11 protein-coding genes and 1 riboswitch are annotated in these 12,426 nt (G+C 34.8%); of the genes, 6 read left to right on the forward strand and 5 right to left on the reverse strand.

The features are described from left to right. The first annotated feature begins 7 nt into the window (after positions 1-7). From malC to malR, 3 genes are all read left to right on the forward strand, one after another. Positions 8-1,309 carry a maltosaccharide ABC transporter permease MalC gene (gene malC / locus AC3WTI_RS18740; protein WP_001194990.1) on the forward strand — a complete coding sequence of 434 codons (1,302 nt, stop codon included), beginning with the start codon at positions 8-10 and terminating at the stop codon, positions 1,307-1,309. Next, positions 1,310-2,152, forward strand: coding sequence for a maltosaccharide ABC transporter permease MalD (gene malD, locus AC3WTI_RS18745; protein ID WP_001022608.1), 843 nt, complete (start codon positions 1,310-1,312; stop codon positions 2,150-2,152). Between the two features lie 283 nt (positions 2,153-2,435). Beyond that, on the forward strand, positions 2,436-3,458 hold the full coding sequence (gene malR, locus AC3WTI_RS18750) for a maltose operon transcriptional repressor MalR (protein WP_087956791.1): 1,023 nt from the start codon (positions 2,436-2,438) through the stop codon (positions 3,456-3,458). A gap of 22 nt (positions 3,459-3,480) precedes the next feature. Here malR and AC3WTI_RS18755 read toward each other — a convergent pair whose 3' ends face one another. Further along, entirely contained in the window at positions 3,481-4,638 is a 1,158-nt protein-coding gene (locus AC3WTI_RS18755) for an aminotransferase A (RefSeq protein ID WP_087956790.1), read from the reverse strand. Positions 4,639-4,760: 122 nt separating this feature from the next. Beyond that, positions 4,761-4,961, reverse strand: a complete 201-nt coding sequence (locus tag AC3WTI_RS18760) for a hypothetical protein (protein WP_000929281.1) — start codon at positions 4,959-4,961, stop codon at positions 4,761-4,763. A gap of 309 nt (positions 4,962-5,270) precedes the next feature. On the opposite strand from AC3WTI_RS18760, the gene kinB reads away from it, so the two are divergent. Next, positions 5,271-6,545, forward strand: coding sequence for a sporulation sensor histidine kinase KinB (gene kinB / locus AC3WTI_RS18765; RefSeq protein WP_087956789.1), 1,275 nt, complete (start codon positions 5,271-5,273; stop codon positions 6,543-6,545). 53 nt (positions 6,546-6,598) lie between these two features. On the opposite strand, the gene AC3WTI_RS18770 is transcribed toward kinB, so the two are convergent. Further along, entirely contained in the window at positions 6,599-7,348 is a 750-nt protein-coding gene (locus AC3WTI_RS18770) for a DUF3967 domain-containing protein (protein ID WP_087956788.1), read from the reverse strand. A 236-nt stretch (positions 7,349-7,584) separates the two neighbouring features. On the opposite strand from AC3WTI_RS18770, the gene nucA reads away from it, so the two are divergent. Next, positions 7,585-8,019, forward strand: a complete 435-nt coding sequence (gene nucA / locus AC3WTI_RS18775) for a DNA-entry nuclease (protein WP_097841166.1) — start codon at positions 7,585-7,587, stop codon at positions 8,017-8,019. Between the two features lie 35 nt (positions 8,020-8,054). Continuing rightward, positions 8,055-8,444, forward strand: a complete 390-nt coding sequence (gene comJ / locus AC3WTI_RS18780) for a competence protein ComJ (RefSeq protein WP_087956786.1) — start codon at positions 8,055-8,057, stop codon at positions 8,442-8,444. A 37-nt stretch (positions 8,445-8,481) separates the two neighbouring features. On the opposite strand, the gene metE is transcribed toward comJ, so the two are convergent. Together metE and AC3WTI_RS18790 are read right to left on the reverse strand one after the other, a co-directional pair. Further along, entirely contained in the window at positions 8,482-10,770 is a 2,289-nt protein-coding gene (gene metE, locus AC3WTI_RS18785; protein ID WP_097841165.1) for a 5-methyltetrahydropteroyltriglutamate--homocysteine S-methyltransferase, read from the reverse strand. A gap of 128 nt (positions 10,771-10,898) precedes the next feature. After that, positions 10,899-11,086: riboswitch (cobalamin riboswitch) on the reverse strand. Between the two features lie 570 nt (positions 11,087-11,656). Then, positions 11,657-12,214 (reverse strand): PadR family transcriptional regulator, encoded by a 558-nt coding sequence (locus AC3WTI_RS18790; RefSeq protein ID WP_087956784.1) that lies wholly within the window; start codon positions 12,212-12,214, stop codon positions 11,657-11,659. Positions 12,215-12,426: the final 212 nt, after the last annotated feature.

Below are 12,426 nucleotides of genomic sequence, written 5' to 3' on the forward strand. Positions count from 1 at the left end.
AAGGAACATGCAAACATCTATGGAACCAGCAAACGGTTTAAATGGTTCAAAGCATAGGAAAATGGCAACCATGTTATCTATTATTCCAGGCGTGGGCCAAATGTATAATAAGCAATTTGTAAAAGGTCTTATTTTTCTAGTATTAACAGGTTCATTTATTGTAGCCTTTGCTGATTTATTAAATATGGGATTATGGGGAATTGTAACGCTTGGTACAGAAGTTCCACGTGACCATTCTGTCTTTCTATTAGTAGAAGGAATCTTGGCACTCATCGTCATCGTGTTTGGACTCGGAATATATGCATTTAATTTATATGATGCATACCAAAACGGGAAGAAACGTGATATAGGAACACCTTTAAACTCTGTAAAAGAGCAATACCGTAATTTACTAGATCAAGGTTTTCCATATTTAATGGTTTCACCAGGTTTTCTATTACTTATCTTTGTAGTTGTATTTCCAATCATCTTCGTAATTTTAATTGGATTTACGAACTATGATTTATATCATTCTCCTCCAGCTAAATTAGTAGACTGGGTAGGATTTAAAAACTTTATTGATATCTTTACATTACCGATGTGGAGAGAGACATTTTTAAGTGTATTTTCTTGGACTGTCATTTGGACATTCGTTGCAACGACATTACAAGTTGCACTTGGTATTTTCTTAGCAATTATCGTAAACCAGCCTGGTATTAAAGGGAAGGCGATTATTCGAACGATCTTCATTTTACCGTGGGCAGTGCCAGCATTCGTATCTATTCTTGTTTTCTCTGGTATGTTTAATGAAACATTTGGAGCAATTAACAATCAAGTATTAGCTTTATTCGGAATTGAAAAGATTGCTTGGATGACAGATCCATTTTGGGCGAAGGTTGCTTTAATTATGATTCAAACGTGGCTTGGATTCCCGTTCGTCTTTGCAATGACGACAGGTATACTGCAATCGATCCCAGGAGAATTATACGAAGCAGCTACAGTAGATGGAGCTACAGCTTGGCAACAGTTTCGTAAAATTACATTGCCACTTGTTTTATATGCAACAGCACCAATATTAATTACGCAATATACGTTTAACTTTAATAACTTTAGTATCATCTATCTATTTAACGGCGGAGGTCCTGCTGTAGCTGGACAAGACGCGGGTGGAACAGATATTTTAATTTCATGGATTTATAAGTTAACGATGACTTCGGCGCAGTACGGGAAAGCAGCAGCTCTTACAATGATCTTATCGTTAATCGTTATTACAGTTGCGTTATGGCAATTTAAGAGAACAAAATCATTCCAAGAAGAGGATATGATGTAAATGAATATTAAAAGACAAAAGATGTTACGTCTCTCATTAAGTTATCTCGTTATTTTCGTAATGTGTGCCATCATTTTCTATCCGTTATTATGGATTATTGGCTCATCGTTTAATCCAGGTGATAGTTTATCTGGATCAAGTATTATTCCACAAAATGCAACGTTAGATCATTATCGTAAGTTATTAGATTTAGAGAATAGTAATTATTTACTATGGTATAAAAACACATTAAAAGTAAGTGTTTTAACGATGATTTTCTCAGTGTTAGCAATTAGTTTTACTGCTTATGCATTTTCGAGATATCGTTTTGTTGGAAGAAAAAATGGTTTATTAACATTTTTAATTCTGCAAATGATTCCAAACTTTGCAGCGTTAATCGCTTTATACGTATTAGCGCAGTTAACAGGATTAATTGATACGCACCTTGCATTAATTTTAATTTATGTCGGCGGAGCAATTCCAATGAATACATGGCTTATGAAAGGGTACTTTGATACGATTCCGAAAGAATTGGATGAGTCAGCTCGTATGGATGGAGCAGGACATTTCCGTATTTTTTGGCAAATCATTATGCCACTTGCAAAGCCAATTGTAGCAGTTGTAGCGTTATTCACTTTCATCGGTCCATTTACAGATTTCATTTTGGCGAGTATTATTTTGCGCACACCGGAAAATTATACGTTAGCAGTTGGGTTATATGAAATGGTAGCGAAGAAATTTGGTAATGAATTTACAACATTTGCAGCGGGTTCAGTATTGATTGCAATCCCAATTTCAATCTTATTCCTATCACTACAAAAATATTTTATCTCTGGTTTAACTGCTGGAGGTACGAAAGGATGAAAAATGGGACATTACGTCCCATTTTTCTTTTCATCTCCCTATAAAAAGCTTTATAGGGAGATGAAAAGAGATTTGACATCACATAGGAAAAGAAGTGAAATAAATAGTATATTATAGTATAGGAAAAAAGAGCTATATCCCTTACAATACATGGAGAGGGAGAATATGATAGGTTTTGCAAGATAGAATCAATATAAGTTTATGACTTCTCCTATTACTTGCAACGGGTGCAAGATTAAAAATATATAAAAAATGGCAGAGAAGTGAGAGGAGGGGGATTTTTATGACAGTTACAATTAAAGATGTGGCGAAGAAGGCGAATGTAGCACCATCTACCGTTTCTCGTGTAATTGCTGATAATCCAAGTATAAGTGAAAAAACAAAGCGTCGTGTTCGGAAAGTAATGAGTGAATTAGGGTATCATCCCAATCTAAACGCAAGAAACCTAGCTAACCAAACAACAAAAACACTTGGCCTTGTTATGCCAAGTTCTGCAAGTAAAGCTTTTCAAAATCCGTTTTTCCCAGAAGTTATAAGAGGAATTAGTTCATTTGCACATGTGGAAGGGTATGCGCTTTATATGTCGACAGGTGAAACGGAAGATGAGATTTTTAATGGTGTTGTAAAGATGGTGCAAGGACGCCAAATTGGTGGCATTATTCTTTTATATTCAAGAGAGAATGACCGGATTATTCAATATTTGCATAAACAAAATTTCCCGTTTGTTTTAATTGGGAAACCATATGATCGAAAAGATGAAATTACATATGTAGATAATGACAATTATACAGCGGCAAGAGAAGTAGCTGAATATTTAATTTCATTAGGTCATAAACAAATCGCGTTTATCGGCGGTGGATCCGATTTACTTGTAACGAGAGATCGTTTGGCTGGTATGAGTGATGCTTTAAAATTAGCAGACATTGTATTACCAAAAGAGTATATTTTACATTTTGATTTTTCAAGAGAAAGTGGTCAGCAAGCCGTAGAGGAATTAATGGGGCTGAAGCAACCACCAACAGCAATTATGGCAACGGATGACTTAATTGGACTTGGTGTGTTAAGTGCACTTTCTAAAAAAGGATTTGTTGTACCGAAGGATGTTTCTATTGTAAGCTTTAATAATGCTTTATTATCAGAAATTGCGAGTCCGCCACTTTCAACAGTTGATGTGAATATATATCAGCTAGGATATGAAGCTGCAAAAGCTTTAGTTGATAAAGTAGAGAATGCAGAGTCTACAGCAAAGTGTATCATTATTCCGCATAAATTATTGAAGCGTCAAACTTGCGACCATTATGCATAACAAAAAGCTAAGAGTTTAACTCTTAGCTTTTTTGTTGTAGAAAGGCTTCTAAACGGTCACAGCCTTCTTTTAAAGTTTCGATACTATATGCATAGGATAAGCGTAGGTAGCCTTCACCATATTCAGAGAATGCTGTTCCAGGAACGACGGCAAGTCCAGCATCTTTTACAAGATCCAGTGCAAAATCAAATGATGACGATGTTAAATGGCCAACATATGGGAATAAGTAAAATGCACCTGTTGGTTTCTCAACTGTTAATCCCATTTGAATGAGTCTATTATATACGTAATCACGGCGTTTTTTGTATTGATGACGCATCATTTTTGGTGCATCTTTAGCAGCAGTTAATGCTTCAATTGCAGCGTACTGAGCGATTGAAGTCGCACAAGTTACGTTATATTGATGAACTTTTAATATATGCCCTGCTAAATAGCTTGGTGCGAATAATAGACCGATACGCCAGCCAGTCATAGAATGAGATTTTGATAAACCGTTAATGACGATAGTCTTTTCACGCATTTCTGGGAAATGGGCAATAGATGTATGCTTTTGTTCATATACAAGTTCGCTATAAATTTCATCAGAAAGGACGAAAATGTTTTTATCTTTTAAAACATCTACAATATCTTGTAGTTCTTCTTTTGATAAAGTTACACCAGTTGGATTAGAAGGATACGGCAGTACGACGCATCTTGTTTTTTCTGTAATAGCATTTTCTAGTGCTTTAGCTGTTAAACGGAAGCCAGTTTCACGAACATCGATAAAAATAGGTGTTGCGCCGCATAATCGAATAATCGGCTCGTATCCTGGATAAATAGGGGCAGGTAAAATGACTTCTGTTCCTGGCTCTAAAATCGTTCGGAATGCAACATCAATTGCTTCACTGGCACCGATTGTAACGATGGTTTCGTTTTCAGGTGAATAGTGTAAATCGTAGTTATCTTTTACAAAGTTACAAGCTGCCTTGCGTAATTCTAGTAAACCAGCGTTATGTGTATAGCTCGTATAATTTTCTGTAATAGCACGTTTTGCTGCTTCTTTTACGAGAGAAGGTGTAGGAAAGTCAGGTTGTCCAATTGTTAAAGAGATAAGATTATCATAGTTTTGAATCATGTTAGAGAATTGACGGATACCAGAAATCTGGATGTCCTTCACTCTAGGATTAATGAATTGTTCCATTGTATCTCCCTTTCTTCCGTTTGAAAATTAAGTTCATTTTAACATATTTTCTATAATTTCGCTTGCGTATATGTTAGGTAGAAAAGGAGGGATAATAGAAAAAAAGCCGCTGTAAGCGACTTTTAATATCCGTACTCCCAATCTATTTCATCTTCATTCCAAAGTACAGAGGATACTTTGCCAAGGTGAACAACTGATTCATTCACAGCACATGTACAATTTTCATCTCCTGTTTTATGCTGTAACTCTTCATATACTGATTTTTCAACATTCTCTAGAACGACCAAATTTTCTTCTTTTAAAACAAGCGTAGTACCCGCCATATTTATCTTCCTCCTACTAAAATAATGATCACTTATTTGTAAACATAGATAGTATGGATTATATGCTGTATTTTGCTATAGTTGTCCGTCTCATGAAGTATTTTTTATTTTCTTTGTAATCCGTATTCATTGTATACTGCCCGGCAGAAATTTGGTACAGGGTTTACATTCATTTCGAAAATCTGTAACAATTATTATGCGTTGTTAACAAAGAATTAACAAATATGTTAAGAAAAATCAAAATCTTACAACAAATACGTCTGTAAAATGATATAATCATATCAAAATACATATAGGGGATGAGAGGCTATGGAGCTTATCCGTGATTTAATGATCCAAATTGCCATCATAATTTTGCCACTATTTTTATATGAAGCGATTCGTTTAAATCGTTATCAAGAAATGCCTCCGAAGCCAAACCGCTACTTTATTATGTTCTTATCTAGCATTACACTTGTTCTCTCCATGACATACTCTATTTGTTTTGGTGACGTTTGTGGGTATAACTTTCACCCAATCCCAATTGTTAGTGGTTTTCTATATGGTGGAATTGTTGGTTTAATCCCGGCCGTTATTTTTGTTGCATATGAATGGGCGTTAAAGGGAATAAACCTCCTTCCAGTAATAGAAATAATATTTCTATTGATAGTTCCATTATTTTTATCAAAGAAGTGGTCTCTATTTTCAAGGGATAAGAAGCTAATTCTGGCATTTATGATTTCATCATTGTACGTACTTGTTACTTTAGTGATTGGGATGATTAATGTTCTGTTAGAAACGGGATTTACACCGTATGTTTCCCACCTATATAGCGGATATATATTTGCTTCGCTTATTATGGTTATGACAATGGTATTTCAGGTGTACTTAACAGAATATTTAAATGAAAATGCAATACTGCGTACAGAGATGCAAAAGTCAGAAAAGCTTAATATTGTAAGTGAGTTAGCAGCAAGTGTTGCACATGAGGTTCGAAATCCGCTCACTGTTGTTCGTGGATTTATCCAATTGCTAGAAAGTACGGAAGATGTGAAGAATAAGGATTATATGCGTCTCGTATTAGCCGAATTGGACCGGGCAGAACAAATTATTTCGGATTATTTGAATTTGGCAAGGCCACAAATTGAGAAAAAAGAACATATTTGTTTATCCGCCCAATTAATAGAAATGACAACTCTTATGTCATCATTTGCAGCGATGCAAGGTGTTTATTTACAAGTTGAGATTTCTGAAAGTCTTTATACGATTGGTGATAAGACGAAATTGAAGCAAGCGATTATGAATGTTGTTAAAAATGGTATTGAAGCAATTCAAGGAAATAAAGGGTATTTAAAAGTAACGGCTATGCAAAAAGATGAAACGATTGTAATAAGAGTTAAAGATAGTGGTGTTGGAATGACGAAAGAACAGTTAGCAAGGTTAGGACAACCGTATTATTCTTTAAAAGAAAAAGGGACAGGATTAGGGCTTATGGTTACATTTAGTATTTTACAAGCGCATAATGGTACACTGGAATATAAAAGTGAAAGTGGGAAAGGGACTGAAGCGATTATTATATTACCAGCTGTAAGAAATAAGGAATAAAAGTTACCGTTGGAAGGTAACTTTTTATTTTATGTTAGAAAAAATCTATTATATTATTCAGTTGTTTTTTCTTGTTTTGTTCGGCTAAATAAACTTCTAAATGATTGGAAAAAGCTTTGTTCTTTTGATGCGGCTACTAATCTTTTTGTTTCTTGAATTTCGCGAATTACTTGCATAAGTTGTGCATCACGATTGCTGTCTTTATTATACATTTGATTTACGAGTTTATTCATCTTTTCTTCTTGCTTAGATTCTCGTTTATACATATGATTCATTAATAAGTCCATCTTTTCTTTTTGCAAGGCATCTGTTTGAGCGGCATGATCGACTAACTCTTGCAGCATTTTTTCTTGAGATCCTTCTTTTACATAAACTTGTTGCATCAATTCATCTAGCTTTTCATCTTTTAAACGATTTTGGGTGATAAGGGTAGAATTTTGATGAATAATTGCTTCATTTAATTGCGCGAGCATTTCAAGCTTTAACATGAACTCCTCGAAGTTACGCCCATCTTCTTTTTCTTTCGGTTGTATTTCTTGCTTATCTTGTATAACTGGTACAGGTGGGGCCTCTTTCTCTTTTAAAATAATTGGTATCGTTTCTGAAATATCTTCTTGCAATGTAGCAGCTCTTTCATGAATAGATTTCAATAGTTTTAAATCATCTAGCTTATAAATACGAGCATCAGCTGTTTTGGAAATCATATAACCATGTTCCTCTAACAGTTGACTATATTTGCGAACTATATGTTTTGGGATGCCTGTTTTATTCGTGACATCTTTCGTTTTATAGGTAGCTTCCATAATATTTCCTCCCCAAAAAGTATCGTATATATCATTTCAATCTTTTATGAGGACTTCCTTTGAAAAAGAATGTCGGAAGGTTATTAGTTTTCTACAGCATTAGTGAAAAGATGAAGAAAAATGAGAGTTTTTGGCGGAATGGCGAAGAAGAGCAAAAATAATGTCTGAAAACATATACAGAAGAAGTTTGTTATAATAACTGAGGAAAAGAAACTGGTAGAATCATGGAGGTATACATGAAGCAATTAAAAGGTATTATCATTTCAATTATTGCAATTCTTTCTATTGTAGTAGCGGTGTATGAAGTACTTGTTCCAGAGGAAACAAGTATCAAAAAAACAAATGCGTATGATCAAGTTCTAGAATTTCCGAAAGAGCGATATCCAGAGACAGGAAAACATATTACGGATGCTATAAAAGAAGGACATTCAGAAGTTTGTACAATCGACCGTGGTGGTGCTACGGATAGAAGAAAATTATCGTTAGCTCCATACCCATCAAAAAAAGGGTATGATCGCGATGAATGGCCAATGGCGATGTGTAAAGAAGGTGGAAAAGGAGCACATATTGAATATATAAGTCCAGCCGATAATCGCGGAGCAGGTTCTTGGGTAGGAAATAAGTTAGATAAATACCCAGATGGTACGCGTGTGAAATTTGACGTGAAGTAGCAGTTGCATATTTCATAATGAAGGAGAAGGGAACTATGGAGTTAACAATTTCGTATTCGCAATTAATGTTGATGAACTATGAAGGTGATCAGCCTTACGTTGACTGGACGGATGAAGATTTTGAAAGAGGTTATGCGAAGGCGGATGGAACTGTTATTTTTGAAGCACTCTCTGATTATACTTGTGAAATAAAAGTGACCCCAGGGAAACATATTGAGAAAGAAGAAGTGATTAGAACGGTTACAGTTCCTTTTATAGTTGAAAATGAATGTATCGTTGTAACAAGTATTCTTTCAAATAAATTTCAAATCCCTATTCCAAATGGTGAGTATACAGTTGTATTACAAGCAACGCCTCTTGAAGAACCAACGGATGATGAATTATATAAAATACAATATGAATTCTTTTTTGAAAGTAAAGAATAAAAAATGGGTTATCCTCAACAAGGATAACCCATTTTTGTTATGCGTTTGTTTTTAGCAGGGAACGAGCATCTTTTGCCGCTTGCACCATGTGCTCTAAAGCTGGAATAACTTCTTCTGTTCTTCTCGTTTTTAAACCACAATCAGGATTAATCCAGAAATATTTAGGGTCGCATACTTGTAAGGATTGCTCTACGATCTTATACATTTCATCTTTACTCGGTACACGTGGGCTATGAATATCATATACCCCTAGACCGATACCTTTTTCATATGTTGCATGTTTTAATGTATCAATAAATTCACCGTGACTTCTTGATGTTTCAATAGAAATTACATCTGCATCTAATGCGCGAATCGCATCCACAATATCTTCGAAGTTACTGTAACACATATGAGTATGAATTTGTGTTTCATTTGCTACAGAAGAAGTTGCTAAAAGGAAGGATTGTACTGCCCATGTAATATAAGTGTCCCAATCTTTTTCTTTTAACGGCATACCTTCGCGAAGTGCTGGCTCATCGACTTGAATTACTCGAATTCCTGAAGATTCAAGTCGTTCAATTTCGTGACGAAGAGCTAATGCAATTTGATACGAAACTTCTTTTCTTGGAATGTCATTTCGAACGAAGGACCAATTTAAAATCGTAACAGGTCCAGTTAACATTCCTTTTACAACTTTCTCTGTTAAGCTTTGTGCATAAACAGTTTCCTTAATAGTCATTCCATTAATAAAGGCTACATCACCATAAATAACAGGTGGTTTTACGCAGCGGGAACCGTATGATTGTACCCAACCGTTTTTAGTGAATGAGAAACCAGCAAGGCGTTCACCAAAATATTCGACCATGTCAGTTCTTTCAAATTCACCATGTACAAGGACATCAAGACCAATTTCTTCTTGGTAACGAATCCATTTTGCTGTCTCTTCTTCAATAAATTGTTCATATTGTTCATTTGAAATAGCACCGTTACGCCATTCTTTTCGCGTTTGACGAACTTCAGTTGTTTGCGGGAAGCTACCGATTGTTGTTGTTGGTAACAACGGTAACTTTAGGGCAACCTGTTGTAATTCGTAACGTTTTTCAAATGGAAGCGGACGTGAAAAATCTTCTTCTTTTAGTGCTGTTCGTGCTGCTTTAACATCTTCTCGGTTACGTGCAGCAGATGAACGAATTGTATGATGTACGTTTCGATATGTTTCCAGCTCATTACTAATGCTTTCTGTACCTTGAGTCAGAGCGGAATGAATAAGAACTAACTCTTCTAATTTTTGATTTGCAAATGCTAACGCATCAAATAGTTCAGTTGATAAGTGAGTTTCTTCTGTTTTATCGATTGGTGTATGCAATAAGCTACAAGAAGGCTGAACGATGAAATCTTTCGTTTGGACTTGTTTTTGTAACGTTGTAAATAACGTAAGAACTTCATCAAGGTCAGCTCTCCAAATGTTACGGCCATCTATACAACCGACAGCTAAAGTTTTATCAGCTGGGAATCCATATTTTGAAATAGCATGTAGATTACCTTCTTTACCATGAACGAAATCCAAGCCAATACCGGATACAGGGAATGTAATAATTTCTTCATAGTTTTCTTCTACACTATCAAAATATGTTTGTAAAAGAAGATTCGCATTTGGAACTTCTTTACGAATAGCTTCATAAATTTCTTTTGCTTGTTGAATTTCTCCGTTTGTTAGAGAAGCGAAAATCGGTTCATCAACTTGAATGACTTGTGCACCAGCTGCATGTAGCTCTGAAAGCAGTTGTACGTAAGGGGCAACTAACTGTTTTAAAATAGTAGTAAATTGCTCCTTTGTATAGCCTTTAGCTAATTTCAAGAAAGTATATGGTCCTAAAATAACAGGTTTTCCATCTACTCCTAATTCTTGTTTCGCTTCTTCATATAAGCGAAGTGGACGATTATCTTTTAAAGAGATTTGTAATCCCTCTTCATATTCAGGAACGATATAATGATAGTTTGTGTTAAACCATTTCGTCATTTCGGAAGCTACGTGATCTTTAGAGCCACGCGCCATTGCAAAATATACATCAAGGTAAGATGTAAACTCAGAAAAACGTGATGGGATAAATCCTAGCATATAAGCAGTATCCAAAACGTGATCATAATATGTAAAGTCGCCAACGGGGATGAGTTCAATCCCTTTTTCTTGCTGTACTTTAACGTGTTGAAGGCGAATTTCTTTCATCGTAGTTAAAAATTGTTCTTCATCAATTTTATTGGACCAAAAAGCTTCCAATGTTTTTTTCCACTCTCTTTGTAGTCCGATACGTGGATAACCTAAATTACTTGTTTGAATTGTCATTTCAAATTCCTCCCTAATTGAAAGTAAGCATTTCCGTTTACTAGGAAATACCTATAACAAAAAGTATAAAGGCATAGAGAATAAGCCTTCCTTTTTGTTTTAACACCTCATCATCATCCGTGAATCTATCAGTGTTGTTAAAACAGGCAGGTCTCCTGACTTATGCTTCATATAATTTCTTTTACCTTCCCGTTTTCACAGTGGCATAGAAAAGAAATCTCAGCATTTACAGTGGCGGGACCGTGTTGGAGTTTCACCAAGCTTCCCTTTTAAACACGAAACGAAATTTTCGTGTACCTGTTTTCCTTTTGAAAGGAAGTTAACAAGCGATATGATATTGAAACAAATTCTAACACAATTTTTGGAATTTTGTCTACTGTTTTAAAATAAGAAAATTCTAAAGTTTTTTTATTTTAATTATTCTAATTCTTCAGATTTTATTAGGGGTGAATCGCAATTATACATACAAAGAGGAATGTACTTGTACAGAGATAAGATGCTAGTTATGTTATTTAAAAATCCGTCCATATTTTGGAATAAGGAAGGGGATTGGATGGTTCGTTTTGAAATAGTAAGTTATTACAAGAAAGAACGAGGTTTCTGTATAAAGATACATAAACTAAGTTTATAGAAATGGTGAATTTTATGAATTTCAGACAAAGAATTGAATACAGTTTAGATGAAAATCAACAACCTTTTTATATAGAATTTTAAGAAATAATCTTCCGTTATGGGATGCTGATGATAATAAATCTTGTTATATTTTTAAGTGCAGTGAAGTATCTTATAGCGAAAATAAAACAAACATAATCCCATCCTAAATTAGAACGGGATTATGCTTGTTTTCGGTTTTAAAATGAAAGAACTTTATGGTTTTTTTATGAGTTTAACCTTCATCTATATCAATTTCTGAAAGGCGTCCTGCAACTGCATCTGTAAGGAGGGTGTTTAACCATTGTAATTCAACTGAGATATGTTCAATAACACTTTGTAAAATATATAGTTGTGCACGTGGAATTTGTCCTTTACTACAATCATAAATAGCTTGCATTTTATGTAAATAGTGAACGGTATCATTTTTCTTTTTTTCTAAAATAGGAACTAACTCTTGATCGTCACCAAACTGAGCGAAAGAGAGTGCCGAATAAATTGGTTTATATATTTGATTTTTTGCCTCGAATTGTTTTAATAGTAACTTGTGAAATAATTGTTTACCATCTTCTGTTATATGAAAGATTGTTTTATCTGGTCTATTCGTATCTCGAACAATCGTGGTAATACAAATTGCACCTTGCTTTTCTAATTGCTCGAAGGCGTAGTAAAGTGATCCTTTTGCATATTTAATATAACAATCCATTTGTCTTTCTTTCATGATGTGTTGCACTTCATATGGATGTTTATCCCCTTCGAGTAGCAAACCGAGAATGACTAATTTCATGCTCATTCTGTCTCAACTGCTACTAAAAATATAGACAAATGTATATTCTTAGAGTATTCCTGCTTCTACGTGCCCTGCCTCGCTAATCACTTGCTACTACAGTTTGCTGTGACACTCCACAGGCGTAAATTCCGATGTAGTCCACCGTACATATATACAATCTATTTACGTTAGTATTGTATATTTTTTTGCTTGTAAAAGGTTGATCGCTGCGTTCA

Source organism: Bacillus sp. EB106-02-03-XG38 (assembly GCF_058792175.1).